This window comes from Thioclava sp. F28-4 (assembly GCF_002020045.1).
Lineage (GTDB): Bacteria > Pseudomonadota > Alphaproteobacteria > Rhodobacterales > Rhodobacteraceae > Thioclava > Thioclava sediminum.
In genome coordinates this window covers 40,228-57,427 of record NZ_MPZQ01000004.1, presented here as the reverse complement: position 1 = coordinate 57,427, position 17,200 = coordinate 40,228, and the positions used below count along the sequence as shown (strand labels likewise).

General features: G+C 60.7%; 16 protein-coding genes. 12 read left to right on the top strand and 4 right to left on the bottom strand.

Translation table 11 applies throughout. The features are described 5' to 3' along the window. Nucleotides 1-47 precede the first annotated feature (47 nt). A complete protein-coding gene (hpaR, locus tag BMI87_RS10310; RefSeq protein ID WP_078521162.1) occupies nt 48-530 on the bottom strand; it encodes a homoprotocatechuate degradation operon regulator HpaR in 483 nt (160 codons plus the stop codon). Nucleotides 531-634: 104 nt separating this feature from the next. On the opposite strand from hpaR, the gene BMI87_RS10305 reads away from it, so the two are divergent. The 7 genes from BMI87_RS10305 to BMI87_RS10275 all read left to right on the top strand — a co-directional run bounded on the left by BMI87_RS10305 (nt 635) and on the right by BMI87_RS10275 (nt 7,591). Beyond that, nucleotides 635-1,033, top strand: coding sequence for a 5-carboxymethyl-2-hydroxymuconate Delta-isomerase (locus BMI87_RS10305; RefSeq protein WP_078521160.1), 399 nt, complete (start codon nt 635-637; stop codon nt 1,031-1,033). After that, nucleotides 1,033-2,541, top strand: coding sequence for a 5-carboxymethyl-2-hydroxymuconate semialdehyde dehydrogenase (gene hpaE / locus BMI87_RS10300; RefSeq protein ID WP_078521158.1), 1,509 nt, complete (start codon nt 1,033-1,035; stop codon nt 2,539-2,541). Before BMI87_RS10305 ends, hpaE begins: the two co-directional genes overlap by 1 nt. Before the next feature lie 54 nt (nt 2,542-2,595). Then, on the top strand, nt 2,596-3,576 hold the full coding sequence (gene hpaD, locus BMI87_RS10295) for a 3,4-dihydroxyphenylacetate 2,3-dioxygenase (RefSeq protein ID WP_078521156.1): 981 nt from the start codon (nt 2,596-2,598) through the stop codon (nt 3,574-3,576). Between the two features lie 38 nt (nt 3,577-3,614). Then, nucleotides 3,615-5,027, top strand: coding sequence for a pyridoxal-dependent decarboxylase (locus tag BMI87_RS10290; protein ID WP_078521154.1), 1,413 nt, complete (start codon nt 3,615-3,617; stop codon nt 5,025-5,027). Then, nucleotides 5,024-5,905 carry a fumarylacetoacetate hydrolase family protein gene (locus BMI87_RS10285; RefSeq protein WP_078521152.1) on the top strand — a complete coding sequence of 294 codons (882 nt, stop codon included), beginning with the start codon at nt 5,024-5,026 and terminating at the stop codon, nt 5,903-5,905. The genes BMI87_RS10290 and BMI87_RS10285 overlap by 4 nt, the downstream gene beginning before the upstream one ends. Further along, the gene (locus BMI87_RS10280; RefSeq protein WP_078521150.1) at nt 5,899-6,699 is read left to right on the top strand and encodes a 2-oxo-hepta-3-ene-1,7-dioic acid hydratase; all 801 of its coding nucleotides are present in this window, start codon (nt 5,899-5,901) and stop codon (nt 6,697-6,699) included. Before BMI87_RS10285 ends, BMI87_RS10280 begins: the two co-directional genes overlap by 7 nt. A gap of 142 nt (nt 6,700-6,841) precedes the next feature. Continuing rightward, the gene (locus tag BMI87_RS10275; RefSeq protein ID WP_078521149.1) at nt 6,842-7,591 is read left to right on the top strand and encodes an HpcH/HpaI aldolase/citrate lyase family protein; all 750 of its coding nucleotides are present in this window, start codon (nt 6,842-6,844) and stop codon (nt 7,589-7,591) included. A gap of 64 nt (nt 7,592-7,655) precedes the next feature. Here BMI87_RS10275 and BMI87_RS10270 read toward each other — a convergent pair whose 3' ends face one another. Then, nucleotides 7,656-8,111 (bottom strand): Lrp/AsnC family transcriptional regulator, encoded by a 456-nt coding sequence (locus BMI87_RS10270; protein WP_078521651.1) that lies wholly within the window; start codon nt 8,109-8,111, stop codon nt 7,656-7,658. A 133-nt stretch (nt 8,112-8,244) separates the two neighbouring features. Between BMI87_RS10270 and hppD the strand changes: the two genes are divergently transcribed. The 5 genes from hppD (at nt 8,245) to BMI87_RS10250 (ending at nt 13,784) form a co-directional block, all read left to right on the top strand. Continuing rightward, nucleotides 8,245-9,339 carry a 4-hydroxyphenylpyruvate dioxygenase gene (gene hppD, locus BMI87_RS10265; RefSeq protein ID WP_078521147.1) on the top strand — a complete coding sequence of 365 codons (1,095 nt, stop codon included), beginning with the start codon at nt 8,245-8,247 and terminating at the stop codon, nt 9,337-9,339. A gap of 267 nt (nt 9,340-9,606) precedes the next feature. Further along, nucleotides 9,607-9,861, top strand: a complete 255-nt coding sequence (locus tag BMI87_RS10260; protein ID WP_146681576.1) for a hypothetical protein — start codon at nt 9,607-9,609, stop codon at nt 9,859-9,861. Nucleotides 9,862-10,051: 190 nt separating this feature from the next. Further along, nucleotides 10,052-10,255 carry a hypothetical protein gene (locus tag BMI87_RS22110; RefSeq protein WP_146681575.1) on the top strand — a complete coding sequence of 68 codons (204 nt, stop codon included), beginning with the start codon at nt 10,052-10,054 and terminating at the stop codon, nt 10,253-10,255. Nucleotides 10,256-10,507: 252 nt separating this feature from the next. Further along, a complete protein-coding gene (locus BMI87_RS10255) occupies nt 10,508-12,457 on the top strand; it encodes a hypothetical protein (protein WP_078521143.1) in 1,950 nt (649 codons plus the stop codon). Beyond that, complete coding sequence (locus tag BMI87_RS10250) at nt 12,447-13,784, top strand: hypothetical protein (protein WP_078521141.1); 1,338 nt, start codon at nt 12,447-12,449, stop codon at nt 13,782-13,784. The genes BMI87_RS10255 and BMI87_RS10250 overlap by 11 nt, the downstream gene beginning before the upstream one ends. A 1,041-nt stretch (nt 13,785-14,825) precedes the next feature. On the opposite strand, the gene BMI87_RS10245 is transcribed toward BMI87_RS10250, so the two are convergent. Together BMI87_RS10245 and BMI87_RS10240 are read right to left on the bottom strand one after the other, a co-directional pair. Next, complete coding sequence (locus tag BMI87_RS10245) at nt 14,826-15,371, bottom strand: hypothetical protein (protein WP_078521139.1); 546 nt, start codon at nt 15,369-15,371, stop codon at nt 14,826-14,828. A 637-nt stretch (nt 15,372-16,008) separates the two neighbouring features. Beyond that, on the bottom strand, nt 16,009-16,701 hold the full coding sequence (locus tag BMI87_RS10240; RefSeq protein ID WP_078521137.1) for a hypothetical protein: 693 nt from the start codon (nt 16,699-16,701) through the stop codon (nt 16,009-16,011). Nucleotides 16,702-17,200 lie beyond the last annotated feature (499 nt).

Sequence of the window (17,200 nt, the reverse complement as noted above, 5' to 3'; positions counted from 1 at the left end):
ACACACCCAACCCTACGACCGTTTCGTTCGCAATGAAATGACTTATCTCACGTGCGGTCGTCATGCTCCAGGGCAGCGACGAATGCCTCGAGCTCGTCGAGAAGCCGGGTGATCCGCTCTGCGCCGATTTCGGCCTCGAGCTTGGCATAGATTTCGGCGCTTTGGGGCGAGACGTCGCGGAGGAAGGCGGTGCCGGCCTCGCTCAGCCCGACGCTGGCGCGCCTGCGGTCTTCGCCGTCGCGGCGGATTTCGATCAGTCCACGAGTCTCGAGCGCGCGCAACATGCGCGTCAGCGAAGGGGCCAGCACGCAGGCACGTTCGGCAAGCATCGAAGCATCGAGCGGCCCGCTTTCGCGCAGCACTCGCAACACGCGCCATTGCTGCTCGGTCACGTCATGCGCGTTGAGCATCGGGCGGAAACGCTCCATCACCAATTCCCGCGCCCGCAGCAGGGCGATCGGCAAGGAGCGACGCGGGGCGTTCAACTCGAACCCGTCCGGCCGCTGTCGGGGGGCGCTGTCTTGGGTCATCGAAACCTCGTTCCTGTCAGGTGGCGGGCAAAATCGGAGGGTTTGGAGCAGTTGACAAGTCTGGATAAACTTAACATGTTAATGAAAGTCACGGGAGGAGAATCGTGCCGCATCTCAAGATCGAATATTCCGCAGGGCTGGCGGAGCGCGTCGATATCTCGGCGGTGTGCCGTGCACTGCATGCCGCGATGGTCGAATGTGGTCTGTTCCCGGTGGCCGGAATTCGGGTGCGCGCCTATTGCGCCGATCATGCGATCGTGGCCGACGGGCTGCCGGAAAACGATTTCGCCGCACTGACGCTTTCGGTGGGGGCGGGGCGCGACACGGCGACCTTGCGCGCGGGGGGCGATGCGATTTTCACCGCCGCCCAGACCGCGTTTGCCGGTCCGCTGGCCACCGAACATTTCGCGCTCTCGCTCGAAATCCGGGTGATCGACCCGCAACTGAGCTGGAAGCAGACACCGATTCACGCCCGCCTGTCGGGCCAAGCCAAGGGTAAGTGATGACCGATCTGACGGAAAACCTGCGCCGCGCCGAAGGCTATATCGCGCATTTCGCGCAAACCGGCGTGCGCAATCACATCGGAGGTGAAAGTGTCGAGGCCGCATCCGGTGCCACGTTCGACACGCTCTCGCCCGTCGATCTGAAGCCGCTGGCAAAGGTCGCGAAAGGCGGAGCCGAGGATATCGACCGCGCGGTCGCCGCCGCGAAAGACGCGTTCAAGACCTGGAGCAAGATGCCCGGAGCGGACCGCCGCAAAATCCTGATCAAAGTCGCCGAGGCGATCGAGGCGAATGCCGAGCGCATCGCCTTCACCGAATGTCTCGACACCGGGCAGGCGCTGCGCTTCATGTCGAAAGCGGCACTGCGCGGGGCGGCCAATTTCCGGTTCTTTGCGGACAAGGCGCCGGCGGCGGAGGATGGTCAGGCTCTGCGCAACGCGACGCAGATGAACGTGACCTCGCGCCGCCCGATCGGCCCCGTGGGCGTTATCACCCCGTGGAACACGCCTTTCATGCTGTCCACCTGGAAGATCGCCCCGGCGCTGGCGGCGGGCTGTACGGTGGTGCACAAGCCGGCCGAATTCTCGCCGATGACCGCAACGCTGCTGGTTGAGATCGCCGAAGAGGCGGGGCTGCCGAAAGGGGTTCTGAATCTCGTGAACGGCTATGGTGAGGATGCGGGCAAGCGGCTGACCGAACATCCCGACATCAAGGCGATTGCCTTTGTGGGCGAAAGCCGCACCGGTTCGATGATCATGGCGCAGGGGGCGGCGACGCTGAAGCGCGTGCATTTCGAACTCGGCGGGAAGAACCCCGTGATCGTGTTCGACGATGCCGATATCGACCGCGCCGTCGATGCCGCGAGCTTTATGATCTATTCGCTCAACGGCGAACGCTGCACCTCGTCTTCGCGGCTTCTCGTGCAGGAGAGCATTTACGACGAGGTCTGCAAGCGCGTCGCCAAGGTGGCGGCGAATATCAAGGTCGGCCATCCGCTCGATCCGGAAACGGTGGTGGGTCCGCTGATCCATCCCGAGCACGAGGCCAAGGTGCTGTCTTATTTCGAGACCGCCCGCAAGGAAGGCGCGACCATCGCGACCGGCGGCGAGAAAGTCGGCGATCAGGGCTGCTACGTCGCGCCCACGCTGTTCACGCAGGCCCGCAACGATATGACCATCGCGCAGGAAGAAATCTTCGGCCCGGTGCTGACCGCGATCCCCTTCGCTGACGAAGACGAAGCGCTCGCCTTGGCCAATGACGTCGATTACGGGCTGGCCGCCTATCTGTGGACCGCCGATCTGGACCGCGCGATGCGGATGACCGACGCGCTCGAGGCGGGCATGATCTGGGTGAATTCGGAAAACGTGCGCCATCTGCCCAGCCCCTTCGGCGGCGTGAAGGCCAGCGGTATCGGCCGCGATGGCGGTGACTGGTCCTTCGATTTCTACATGGAGACGGTCAACGTTTCCTTCCCGCGTCAGGCGCATCGCGTGCCGCGCCTCGGCTAACGACAGAGGGCGGTCGGAGGAGGCCGCCCCGATCTTTCCTCAAGGGAGCGAGACATGCCCATTCCGGCCCCGAACCTGTATCCGCCGTTCAACATCATCCGCCTCAGCCATGTCGTCTTCGGCGTGACCGATCTGGCCGCCAGCCGCGCCTTCTATGTCGATACGCTGGGGCTTCAGGTGACCGACGAGGACGACCGTCATATCTTTCTTCGTGCGATGGAAGAGCGCGGGCATCACTCGGTCGTTCTGGTCAAGACGCCCGAGGCCAATGTGCGCTCGCTCGCCTTCAAGCTCTTCGACGAGGGCGAGCTGGACAAGGCGCATGACTGGTTCAAGTCCGAGGGGCATTCGGTCGAATGGGTCGAGCGCCCCTATCAGGGCCGCACCCTGCGCACCCATGACTGTTTCGGAATGCCGATCGAGTTCTATTTCCAGATGGACCGTCTGGAACCGATCCACCAGAAATACGCGCTCTATCACGGCGTGAAGCCGCTCCGGATCGACCATTTCAATTGCTTTGCCAGCGATGTCGATAAGGCGGTCGAATTCTACAATCGCATCGGCTTCCGCGTCACCGAATATACCGAAGATGAAGAGAGCGGACGGCTTTGGGCGGCATGGACCCATCGCAAGGGCGGGGTGCATGACATCGCCTTCACGAACGGGCTTGGTCCGCGGTTGCATCACACCGCGTTCTGGGTGCCGACGCCGCTCAACATCATCGATCTGCTCGATCTGATGTCGACCACCGGCTATGTCGCCAATATCGAGCGCGGGCCGGGCCGTCACGGCATTTCGAACGCTTTCTTCCTGTATATCCTCGATCCCGATGGTCACCGGATCGAGATCTACTGCTCGGATTATCAGACCGTGGATCCCGATCTCGAGGCGATCCGCTGGGACCTGAAGGACCCGCAGCGCCAGACGCTGTGGGGGGCGCCCGCGCCGCGCTCGTGGTTCGAGCATGGCTCGCTGTTCCAAGATGTCGAGCCGATCGCCAGCGACATGAAGGCCACTCCGATCATCGCGCCGTGAGCGGGTCCCCGCACGCAAGCCCTTGCAGGAGAAACAGGATGGATGTTCAGGACTTCGAGACATGGTCGCAGCGCGCGGCGTCATGGGGCGTGAAATATCGCGAAACACTCGATGCCCGCCCGGTACGTGCGCGCACGGCGCCCGGCGAGATCTACCGCGCGATCCCGCCCAAGCCGCCCGAAACCGGCTGCGAAATGGAGCGGATCTTTGACGAGTTCGAGAGCCTGATCGAGCCGGGCATGACCCATTGGCAGCATCCGCGCTTCTTCGCTTACTTTCCCAGCAATGCAGCCCCCGTATCGGTGGTGGCGGAATATCTGGTCACCGCTATGGCCGCGCAATGCATGCTCTGGCAGACCTCTCCGGCGGCGACCGAGCTGGAAACCCGGATGATGGAATGGCTGCGCGACGCGCTGGGGCTGCCCGAAGCGTTCTCGGGTGTCATTCAGGACAGCGCCTCGTCCGCGACGCTGGCGGCGGTCTTGATGATGCGTGAGCGTGCGCTGGACTGGCAGGGCAATCGCGCGGGGCTCAGCCAAGCGCCGCACTTGCGGATTTACTGCTCGGATCAGGTGCATTCCTCGATTGACCGGGCGATCTGGATCGCGGGGATCGGTCAGGACAACCTTGTGAAACTGCCCGCCGATCCGCGCAGCGGCGCGCTCCCTCCCGACGCGCTGGAGGCCGCGATCCGCGCGGATCTGGCGGCCGGATATCAGCCCGCCGGGGTAATCGGCTGCGTGGGGGCGACCAGCACCGGGGCATGCGACGATATCGGCGCACTGGTGGCGGTCGCGCATGCCCATGATCTGTTGATCCATGTCGATGCAGCCTGGGCCGGTTCTGCGATGATCTGTCCCGAGTTCCGCACGCTTTGGGCCGGGATCGAGGGTGCGGATTCTGTCGTCTTCAATCCGCATAAATGGCTGGGCGCGTCCTTCGACTGCTCGGCCCATTTCATTCGCGACCCCGAGATGCTGGTGCGCACGCTGGCGATCCAGCCCGAGTATCTCAAGACCCATGGCCGCGACGGGATCGTCAACTATTCCGAATGGTCCGTGCCGCTGGGACGCCGTTTCCGCGCGCTCAAGCTGTGGTTCCTGCTGCGCTTTCACGGGCTTGAGGGGCTTCGCGCGATGATCCGCGATCACGTTCGCTGGGCGGGAATGCTGCATGACCGGCTGACTGGGATCCCGGGCGTTGAGATCGTGACCGCCCCGGTGCTGTCGCTGTTCTCATTTCGCCGGGCAGGCGCATCGGATGATGACACGATCTCGCATGTGAGCGCGATCAATGATGACGGGCGCATCTATCTCACCCAAACGCGGGTCGGCAGCCAGCTTGCGATCCGCTTTCAGGCCGGGTCCTTTGCGATGAGCGAAGCCGATATCGACATCGCCTATAGCGCCATTCTCGATGGTCTGGGACTTTCACAGGAGGGAATGTCATGACTCTGGCACTGCCGCGCATCGCGGCGTTTCGCACCGGTGGCACGGATCGCTACGGCGTGGTGCAGGATGACGGCATCGTGGACCTCACCCCGGAGTTCGGCGCGCGGTTCGCGACCCTTCAGCAGGTCGTAGAGGCCGGCGCGCTGGAAGAGGTGATCGCGGCGGCGGAGGGCCGCGCGTCTGATTATCGCCCCGACGAGGTCGAGTTCCTGATCCCGATGGCAGCCCCGGAAAAGCTGATCTGTATCGGGGTGAACTTTCCCGACCGTAACGCCGAATACAAAGACGGGCAGGCCGCGCCGCCTTATCCGTCGATGTTCATCCGCTTCCCGCGCAGCTTCACCGGCCACGGCCAGCCGCTGATCCGTCCGCCGGAAAGCCCGCAACTCGATTACGAGGGCGAGGTGGTGATCGTGATCGGAAAGGCGGGTCGCCGGATCGCGAAGGAAGGCGCCTACGATCACATAGCCGCGCTGACCCTGTGCAACGAGGGGACGATCCGCGATTGGGTGCGCCATGCGAAATTCAACGTAACGCAGGGCAAGAACTGGGACCGCTCCGGCGCGATGGGGCCGTGGCTGGTGCCGTTCCGCGACGCGACCCAGTTGGACGATATCGAGCTGACCACCCGCGTGAATGGCGAGATCCGGCAAAATGATCGCACAGGCCGGATGATCTTCGATTTCCGCTATATCGTGAATTACGTCTCCACCTTCACAACGCTGGTGCCGGGCGACGTGATCGTGTGCGGCACGCCAACCGGGGCGGGGGCGCGGTTCGATCCTCCGATCTGGCTGCAACCTGGCGACGTGATCGAAGTCGAGGCCGAAGGTATCGGCCTGCTGCGCAACACCGTTGCGGATGAGCCGACATGCTGAGCCCCGATCAGATCGCGCAGGCCGCCGATGACCTGCTGGCCGCCGAAGAAGCGCGCAAACAGATCGGGCTGCTGAGCCTGCGCCATCCCGGCATGACGCTGGACGACGCCTATGCAATCCAGTCGGCGCAGATGGCGCGCAAGCTGGCGGCGGGACGGTCGATCCTTGGCTGGAAGATCGGGCTGACCTCGAAGGTGATGCAGGCCGCGCTCAAGATCGACACGCCGGATTCTGGTGTGCTCTATGACGATATGCTGTTTGCCAGCGGGACGACGGTGCCTGCCGGGCGTTTCATCCAGCCGCGGGTCGAGGCCGAGATCGCCTTCGTCATGAAAGCGCCGCTCGACGCCACGGCGGATCGCGCGGCGGTGCTGGCCGCGACCGATTACGTGACCCCGTCGCTCGAGATCCTCGACACCCGCATTCTGCGCGCCGATCCCGCGACCGGGCAGGCGCGCGTGATCGTCGATACCGTATCGGACAATGCGGCGAATGCGGGGCTCGTGCTGGGCGGGGCGCGTCACGATCCATCTCAGGTCGATCTGCGCTGGGCCGGAGCGATCCTGCGCAAGGATGGCGAGGTCGAGACGACCGGGCTCGGCGCGGCGGTGTTGGACGATCCAGTGAAGGGGCTTGTCTGGCTGGCGCGGCGAATGGGCCAATACGGCCAGCGGATCGAGGCGGGGCAGGTGATCCTGTCGGGGTCGTTCATCGCACCGATCGAGTGCCCCCCGGGGACCCGGATCGAGGCCGAGTTCGGCGCTTTCGGGGATGTGTCCATCGCCTTCGATTGAGGCGGCAGGCCATGCAAGCCCGGCGGAATGCTGTTCGCGAGGTGCGATCGGCGTTCGTTTCGAATAAGCTCAAGCAACCTTTTTAGGACGGCCCCGCGCATCCGTTCCGCGGGTGCCGAGGTCAACAAGGAAGAAAATCACGATGGTCGATCTGCCAAGAAATTCGTTCAAAGCGGCGCTGAAAGCCTTCGGGGTCCAGCGTGGCTGTTGGTGCACGATGAGCGACCCCCTCGCCACCGAGCTGATCGCTGGCTGCGGTTACGACTGGATGATGTTCGACACCGAGCATTCGGCGCTCGATGCGCGCAGTGTCTTGCCGCTGTTGCAGGCGGTGGCTCCTTATCCTGTTTCGCCGATCGTGCGGCCCGGATCCCTCGACGCGGCGGAGATCAAGAAAATACTCGACCTCGGCGCGCAGACGATCCTCGTGCCGATGGTGCACGATGCAGAGATGGCACGCGCGGCGGTGGCGGCGGTCGAATATCCGCCGCAGGGCATGCGTGGGGTTTCCGGCATGAACCGCGCCACGCGCTTCGCCAAGATTCCCGGTTACCACAAGATCGCCCGGGAAGAGATCTGTCTCGTCGTGCAGATCGAGAGTGTCGAGGGGCTCTCCAATCTCGAGGAGATCGCCGCCGTGCCCGGGGTGGATGGGATTTTCGTCGGGCCTGCGGATCTGGCGGCCTCGCTTGGGCATCCGGGCGAGCCTTCGCACCCCGAGACCACTGCGGCGGTGCTCGATGCGATCGCGCGCATCCGCGCCGCGGGCCTGCCGCCGGGCATCCTGACCACCGACGATGAGGTCTATCAGAGGGCGCTCGAGGCCGGTGCCGTCTTCGTCTCACGTGACATCGACCTGATCGCCCTGCGCAAGGGGCTCACTCTCGGCTGACGGCGCGTGCGGACGGGCCCGAGATCACGTGTAATGACATGACGTTCCAGAGTGCGCTCCGCAATCAGATCGGCAATGGCGCATCCTGCTTGAACTGATGCATGACGATCTGGCTCTGCACCCGCGCGACGGTGGGGTGGGCCAGAAGCACGTCGTGGATCAGCCGGTGCAGCGCCGCCAGATCCGCGCAATAGACCCGCAGCAGATAATCGGCCTCCCCGGTAAGGGTCCAGGCCGAGGTTATCTCGGGCTGCAAGGAGACGAGGCGCGAGAATTGCTGCGCGGGCTCTGCCCCGTGGCGCAGCATCTGCACCTGCACGAAGGCCTGAACCGCAAGCCCAAGCCGCGCCGCGTCGAGCCGCGCGCCATAGCCGCGGATCAGCCCCTCGGCCTCGAGCCGCTGCCGCCTGCGTCCCACCTGACTTGGTGACAGGTTCAGTCGCTCGCTCAAATCCTGCGAGGTCAGCTGTGCATTCTGCTGCAATTCCGCGAGCAGGCGTTTGTCGATATCGTCGATCATGCGGAAAGTTTGCGCCCTTTTGTAAGAAGGTGCAATATTCCCGCAAATCTTAGGGCTCATATGCGCGACTTCGCGCGGAACGAGCATTCGCGCCGGGCTATCCTCTTCGCAGCGCAAACAGGAGGAGAGACCCATGGGACCGTTCCCGCACGATGCCCCGCAATCGACCATCACCGAGGAGAACCCCGCCGGCACGGACGGGTTCGAATTCGTCGAGTTCGCCCATCCCGATCCGCAAGAGCTGCGCGATCTCTTCGCGAAGATGGGCTACGAGCATGTCGCCAACCACAAATCCAAGCCGGTCGAGCTTTGGCAGCAGGGCGACATCACCTACGTTCTCAACGCCGACTCCGACAGTTTCGCGGCGCGTTTCGTGGAGGAGCACGGGCCCTGCGCACCCTCGATGGCGTGGCGCGTCGTCGATGCGCAGCACGCCTTCGATCACGCGGTGAAGAACGGCGCGGAGCCATATGAAGGGACCGACAAGACAGTCGACTGGCCCGCGATCAAGGGGATCGGCGGCAGCCTGATCTATTTCACCGACCAGTATTACGACACCTCACCCTATAACGCGGAATTCGACTGGCTGAAGACGTCGAAGCCGAAAGGCGTGGGCTTCTATTACCTCGACCACCTGACCCACAATGTCTTCAAGGGCAACATGGACAAGTGGTTCAACTTCTATGGCGATCTGTTCAATTTCCGCGAGATCCGGTTCTTCGATATCGAGGGGAAATATTCCGGCCTCTATTCCCGGGCGCTGACCTCGCCCTGCGGGCGCATCCGCATCCCGATCAACGAGGATCGCGGCGAGACCGGGCAGATCGTCTCCTATCTCAAGAAATACAAGGGCGAGGGCATCCAGCACATCGCCGTGGGCGCACGCGACATCTACGAGGCGACCGACGCGATCGCCGATCGCGGCATCCGCTTCATGCCGGCCCCGCCCGAGACCTATTACGAGCTCAGCCATGACCGCGTGACCGGGCATGAGGAGCCGGTCGAGCGAATGAAGAAGCACGGTATCCTGATCGACGGCGAAGGCGTCCTTGGCGGCGGCGAGACCAAGATCCTGCTGCAGATCTTCTCGAAGACTGTGATCGGGCCGATCTTCTTCGAATTCATCCAGCGTAAGGGTGATGACGGGTTCGGCGAGGGCAACTTCAAGGCGCTCTTCGAGTCGATCGAGCGCGAGCAGATCGAAAGCGGCGAACTCGTCGTGGAATGATCTTCTGAGCGAAGAATTCGGGTCAGGTAGGTGCCTGGCCCGAGCTCCCTATCGCGGCCACAAAATACAAAGCCCCGAGTACTCTGTGGTTTATCTATGGCACGCCAAGCTAGCCGTTGGGGGCTCTGCCTACGTTTTCTTGGATCGCCGGACGTCGGAGTTTCCGGGGATCAGATCAGCCTCCTTTCCCGCGGAGATTCGAACGCCCAATTTCATATTTGTAAAACGCGTCTCCCGAGTGGACCCGAACCGTGGTATAAGTGTCTCATGAAAAGATTTCGAGACGAGATACTCGGGGTGCGCCCGGAGATTGCAGAGCGTGAAGCTAACTTTGAAGAGAAGATCGCCTTGGCGATGGAACTTCGCGCTCTTCGCGATAGCGTTAACTTGGCTCAAGAAGAGATCGCGGTTGTTTCAGAGTTGTCACTCGCGGATGTTCGGAAATGCGAGTCGCTTACCGGTGAGATGCCGGCTCCCGCAATCGTCGCTGCCTATCGTTCGGTAGTGGATGCTCATCTATGAGCAGGCCGTAAAATTCACCGCGATTGGCCGAACGTGCTGCGGCAGCACTCAGGCTCTGTGGAATTGCGGTCTATTCGAATAGATGCGTTCACAGAGCTTAAATGACGATAAGGCCTTCATTTAAAAGAGAAAGCTTTGTTTGTTTTTTGGCGGATTTACTACATCTAAGGGATTTTCAAGGGGGTACGCGATGAAGTCTGAGAAAAACTTTTCGTTCGATCAGCGTGCCGCTGAAAAAGCTGCCGCGCGGGCCCAAGATGAGTGTGATATACGCTCAGGCGCCGCTTCTGCGGCGCAAATCGCCCGCGAGAACGGCGGTGGTCGGCGAGAGATCAAACTAATAGGTCGCTCTGAGCGTATGCGGAAATTAGCTTCCTTCTATCGAAACACTTAAAATAGAGAACGCCCTACATGGGCTCTTGAGATCGTTCTGCGCGGCAGGAGCGAAGAAAAGAAAACTACCGTTCGGCGACGCGGTACGACCGCTATAGTCTTTAAGACAGCCGGTCCGCGAACATCAACCGTGACCCAAATCGGCTGATATCCTCTCAGATTTTAGATCAATCTTCGCGACACCTATCTCCGCTCTACCCGCTGTCCGGCCCTTATCCGAAGGGCCGCCCGGCGGTCGAACGCGGAGATCGATATGAAACATCAGTATTCTTTCAAAGACTTGCTCGCTTGGGCAGAAGAAGAGGGGAGCGGCGTTGATACAATTCGAGCGATAGAGAAAGTCCCCGCGCGTCTCGGGATGCTTGACCAGGATATCGGCTCGATCCCTGCCGAGATGCGCTCCTTCGAGATGGATGTCGCCGGCCGAGGTTATGCGCTCGTGAGCCGGGCGAAGAACATGAAGACAAACGGGCGTCGTATGGACTCGCGCATCCGCGCGGCGCTGCGGCAGTTTCTGCAAGCTAAAGCGGTGGCTCCGAGGCGTAGCCCTGAGCATGGTTGTCGGTATTGTGAGCTTATGGACTTGATCAAGTCGCAGGAAGGGCTGCCTGGTTCCGGGGCGCTCTGGAATATTGGCCGGCACCGGACTCTCGCTGTCTTGAGGGCACGCGCGCAATGTGCACCGGAGGCTCTGACACAGGTCGAGATCGAAAGGATCGCGCGCGATGTATCGGCTGAGACCCGCAGGAGCCTTCGCAAAGCGGTTTTGTTTCTGAACTCGCTTGAGCACCGGAGTGCCGCGCTGCCTGGGATCCTGAGATTCCTTCCCTCGATCAAGTTGCGGGTGCCGGCTGGGTCTGGGCGTGCGCGCAAGGTCGAATGGACTGAACTGCCCGAGGCCTTTCGAAACTCCTTCGATGCGCTTGTTGATGCCAGCCTGGCGGGCAGCGAAGACCTTGCGGACAGGATGCTCGCGCGGATTGAGGCCGGCGAGGATCCGGAGCTTGTCATGTCCGAAGCCGATGCGTTGGCGCTTGAAAAGACACGAAACATTGGCAAGCCGACGGCCGCGCGCAAAGGGTATCGGGAGGCGATCAGTTGGCTTGTGCGTGCTTGGGAAGATAACGGCGGCGATATCTCCACCCTGCGGGATGTCCGGGAGCTTTTTGAGCGTCAAACCATTGAAGCCGCCATTCAGCACCAGATCGAACGCTCCAACGCGGCCCGCGATCTCAAGGACTCTCTGGACTCGACAACATTGAAAACGCGGCTGACCCCACTCATCACGCTCGCGAGACATGGCTTTGAAGACGTTGCCGTTGCGGCGGTGCTCACACTTCTGAAGAAAAAGCATTTCGATGCTCCGCGCGCGAAGCACAAAGTCTCCAAGGCGAGCTCGGTCGAGATGGATGTTGATCGGATTGCGAGCCTCCTGAGGCAACGGCCAGAGCTTGCTGCGGTGTGGACCAACGCACCGATGCGTATCGCGCAGGCCGCGTGTGAAGCGCTTGACGAAGCCCGCACACTTGGCAAACCAGTCCGCGAAGTGACCGCGCTTCGGCTCTTCGCGGGAGCCGTAGCGTACGCGCTACAAATGTCGCGCCCGCTGCGTACAGCTTGCCTCCGTAATACTCGGATCGCCTCGCACGGCGAGGCGTATGCGAACCTACTTCGTACCGCCCCTGACGAGACCATGCTTACATTCCGGTATGCGCCCTGGGAAGTGAAGAACAATACGTGGGTCAACGTCGATGTAGTCGGAGAAGACGCTGCGATCGTTCGGGAATGGCTTGAACGTGGGCGACCGAGATTGATCGAGCTGCAAGAGCTCGATCCGCGGAATGTCTTTCTTTTCCCCGGTTCAGCACTGCCAGCGCATGACGAGGGGGACCCGGTCACGTTGCCACGCGGGACTTGCTCGACGAGCGCCTTTCTTGATCTCTGGCGGGATGCGTCCGATGTACTCGGCGTTCATCTAACACCCCACCGAATGCGCCATGTGGTAGCTCTGCTTAGCCTCGCGCTGCGCCCCGGCGATCACGCGTTTACGTCGTCTGTCCTCGGCATCCTCGAGAGCACCGCACGTAAACATTATGGTCGAGATGACGGACAGGCTGCTGCGCGCGAAGCCCGGGCCGCGATCCTCGCGACACATCCGGAAATATTCAATAACCTCACCAGGAGATTGTCCGATGCACGATAAGATCGCCGCTTCACGCCTTGCCTGCGTTCCAGCGGTGGTGCGCGCACGCCTCATGGCCCGGCGAGTCGATCTGCCGAACGGCGCAGTGACGGTCGTAGCTCGCTTCTACACAATACTTGCGGAGGCCGGAGACGATCCGGCTTTCCCAAAACGAGCAAGTTTCGAAGCTGCGTGCAAGTCAGAGTCAACGCTCGGCCTGCTGCTCCGCGTGCTCGAGCAGTTCGCGCCAGAGATGTGTCTCGCGGAGGGCAGGGGGCTCCGCCGCGGCTTCTATCGCGCCCGGTCGCTGAGATCTTCGGCGGTCACCGCTTCTGACACTCGTCATCAAGCAGAACCGCGTGGATGGCCCAATGCGTGGAAATCGATGCTGCCTGCGATGCAGATGGCGCCGATCACAGAGAGCACGTTGGCGCGACATATCGCGTCCATCAACCGGTGTGCGGATCTGTTGCCGATCCTGACCTGTCCACCACGCCTCGGCTGGTTGCTCGCATGGGAGATGGCGAGGACATTTCGCGAGGAGGGGCTTCGACCCGCGACCATCGCCAGCTATCTCGGTGGGCTGGTCAGCCTTGCGTCGCATGGTGGAGCCGACACTCAGGCCATCGCAGGGCTTCGCTCCGTCCAAGCGGGCCTCTTGCGGGAGACACGACGCGTGCCGAAGCTGAAACAAGGGCGGATTGAAGTGCTCTATGAGAAAGGTGGCTATGCAGAGGTTGTGCGGGCGATCGTTCGGCAGCTTGATCGGGCAGCGGAATGCGCGGACTGGCGGGAAGCGGCTGAGACGGCAAGGGCGACGGCTGCCATCCTTGCGATCACGCTCAACGTACCGCCACGCAGCGGAGATATCGTTAGCTGGGTCTATGGCGAAGCTCTCGTTCGCGAACCTCACGGCACTTGGCATCTGCGCTGGCAACAGGAAAAGACCGGGGTCTGGCTGAACGCTGGAACCCTTTGGCCGGAAGTCGGTTGGGTGATTGATGAACATCTCTTGGGAGGTCGACCGCCACGCTATGCTCATCGGCGCTATACAGAGTTGATCGGAATGAACTGGTTGTCTCATGAAGCGTCCGGGCATGATCGGCGGTGGCCGAGCGAGCGCGTTTCAGCTGCGCTTGGGGTGCCATTGCACGATCTTAGAACCCTCGCAGCAGACTATTTGCGATTGCACGATCCAGCCACGGCCGCAGGGACCGTCTCGGCTTTGCTTGGCCATTCCTCGCGAGAAGCAGGAGCTGAGTATCGGGCAATTTCTAATCAGACCATAGTACAGAGAGGGTGGCTTGAAATCCGCGAGATGCACGCGAGAGGTATTTCTCGCCTGTAATTTTGATCGGGCGCCTGACCGCACAATCTCTGTTTCATGGAGCCAGCACACGATTTCATCCTCACCGTTGCGAAAATAGCCGATCACCTCGCACTGACCGACCGAACCGTCCGTGACTACCTCGGTAACGGACGCTTGCGTGGTGTGCGGCTGGATGGCGAATGGAGATCGTCCTGGCGTTACGTCTGGGCGATCGAGCGAGGCCCGGCGCCGAGTGGGGCGCTCCGGAAGGATTATCAGTGCCCTCTACTCTCCAAGAGCGACGTTGCGCGAAAATTCAATGTCAGTGAACGCACGGTCGAGCGCTGGATCGCTCAGGGCCTCCCGACGCGCAACGTGTTGACGAACGTCCGTGTCGCGCCGTTCGACGCGGCACGTTGGTGCCAAAGTCGATTCCGCAATAACTGTAATAATAAAACTACATTCGGCTCTCTATTCGCCGAGGGGTCATTCCCGGAATAGCGCTCGGAAGAATAATTCGGTCTTGAGGTCTGGGAAGCGGCTGACTGCGAGCCGCTCCCAAGATCGTCCTTCATCGAAGTCAGCCACGGCCCCCTCTTGTTTTGATGCCGTCAAGGTCAGTGCTGCACTAACCCCGAAAACGAACCCACTCGGTTGGGCTATTCAGTGCATGCGTTCAAGAATGAATAAAGCTGCATCTCTCTGCGCGGCAGGATGGCGTCTTACGTGGCGGGAGAGCGCCGCGAATTTGGGCAGTCAGGAGGGTCCGAAAGTGTATATCCATGACTTTTTGCGGCTACCGAAACTTCGTCGACGTCTCGCTCAGGTCTTTTAAGCGCACAGTACGATATGCAAATTCGCGACACACCGTTTGAAGTCCCGCCAGCCGCACAGAGGCCCCCAAACATATATCGGCGTTATGTTTGGGGACCTTTTTGCGAAATGGAGAAAAATCCCGCCAGCGTGTGCGTTTCAAGGGCAGTCCTTCTTCGTCGAAGGGAGGCGGCCGTCGAGATGAGCTTCGAGCGAGCTGAGGACATTCACGGAGAAAGCTTTGAAAACTACCTCCGTGCTCACAGATTAAATGAAGATGATGCATCCTGACGCGGACGCGAGGGCGAGCGCGCGCTGCCAGGCCGCATAGTCTTTTCGGAATCTCTCGCTCTCAAGTTTCGCGGCCAGGTGGGCGTGGTCGGCAAAATCCTGCGCGAGTTTCATCACTGCGCTGCAGCCCAGCGTCCCATCGCAGTCCGAGAAGGCGATCAGACCTGAGAACGGAAGAGGCGTCCACTCATAGCATTCTTGCATATACCTTTGGACGACACTTTGAGGGTCTTCTTCGCACCAGGGCTCGAAGTCGTCATCCATCGCGACACCCAACGCAGCGAGTTCTTCTCTGAAATCTGCATAATAGCTGTAGGAACCCGCCTCAAAACGGAAAATTTCATCGAAGGTGTAGAGCTGGCCTTGGACAAACTCGGGAGCATAGCGCTGATAGAAAGGGTGGTTTCCCGCCTTGAAGGCGTCGATCTCCTTTCCGGTGTCTCTTTCGATCGCACGGTTCTCGTCATTGATATACGCATTGACACGGCGAGCATTTTTGAATGCGGCGACAGTAAGCCCCATGTTACGGACTCCTAAAAAGTGTTGGTCTGAAGCTCCGGCAAGCGCCTGAGCAAGTCTCTCATGAACGGCGGCTTGCAGCTGAGCGGGTCTTTCTGATGGCGCTCAGCCACTCCCATTTCCGTCATGTTCTGAAGGTGGGTTCATCCGGATTAATGCGGAAACGACTTTCGCGGTTGGTTGTGATTATTTCTCAAAAAATATCGTAAGCGATTGTTTTGAATATATTTAATGACCTGGCGTTCATCCTTGGTATGGGGCGTGCGGAGTTCCCCATTCGATGCCATGTTCGCTTCCGGCTGTACCGGGTAACCTTCAGCGCAAGTCGAATCCGGTTATCTCAGCCGCATACCGTCGTCTCTGAGACCGCGCCGGACCCCGTGCGGTGTGGCGCTGCAGTCTTACCTCCCCGCCCTCATCTGCGAGCCGATAAGCGTGGGAAATTTGTTTCGTCAATTGCCGCTCACATGGATTTGCTTGGGGCCGAGCGAGAGAAGCTGGATCGCAATCTCGTTGCCGTAGCGAATTGCACAAGGCCGCCTAACGACCAAGCGCGCGCCAAGGCGCGCAACGGAACGGGCGGGACCATCATTCAGATGGCCCCGCCCGCGCTGATGTGGGCTAATGTGGATTGCGCTTGTCAGGTGACGGAGAAATCGAGATCGAGTTCGAGAAGCCGAAAATCGCGATCCGGCCGGTTCTTGTTAGCACGGAGTGCTGATGCGATTGCTTCCGACGCGATTCCCGCCTTCTTGAGTTCTGCGTAGAGATCTCGCAAGCGAGTCTCAGCGTCCAAATATTGTTCGCTCGCCCATGCCTTGGGAACCTTCATGACTTTGCGCATCTCACTTCGCGCGCGCTCAATTTCGTCAACATCGACGACAGACGATACGATCGCGTGAACCGACTCGCGCTCTGCTCGGACCATTTCTGCGGCAGCCCTGCGCTCCGCCTTGATCGCTGCGAGTTGGTCCTGTCTCGCTGCGAGTTCGATGCGTGCCGCAGCAATCTGTTCGCGCGCTGCGGCAAGGCCCTCCACCTCTTTTTCGAAGGAGTTGTACTCACTCGCGACTTTCTTGAGCTTGAATTCGAGCTTTTCGATTTCCTTAACAGCAAGAATGCGTTCTTCACGCTCAAGACGAATTTCGATTGCTTTGTTCACCGCTTCTTCAAATTGTTTCAGATGAACTGCTGCCCGCGTAGAAACGTGCCATTCCTTTGTCTCCGGCTTCCACTTCGCGCTGGGAAAGTGCTCCTTGAAGATTGTTTTGAATTCGATCGGGAAAGAAATTGCTGCGCCGGATTTGTACGTCCTGATTTCAGCTTTGCGCATTTGTCGTCTCCATAATTTGCAGCCTGTGTATTCAGAGTGGGCGGGCAATCGCGGCCTGCGGGTGGGAAAGTGTCCCGCCCTAACAAGGAGATTGGTTCGTCCACTCTGACACGGAAATCGAATACGAAAATTTTTACAGTGCGTTGAATTCGCTTAGAAAATAACTCACGACGTCCCCTGGATGCGCAATGGTGATGTGACGCTCTTTGAGGTCCAAGCCCAGCATAAATGTAGGGCGGCTGTACCCCTCGGGCACCCCAGGATGCCCTACGCAGCTCGCTGCGAATGCTCTGTCAGGGATTGAGCGAGCGCCATCAGCGACGTGCCGATGCGGTGCGAGGACGCCACCGCGTCGGCACGCCGCTGACGCCGTCATCTATGGAGTGTCTTCAGGTTGTCTCAAGCTCAAACCGCCCCGATACGCTCAGGCGATATCGTCTCGTTTCGCTTCCCTTATTCCGAAGGGTTTTCACCATATGCCCGGCCAAGCCTCGTTCTC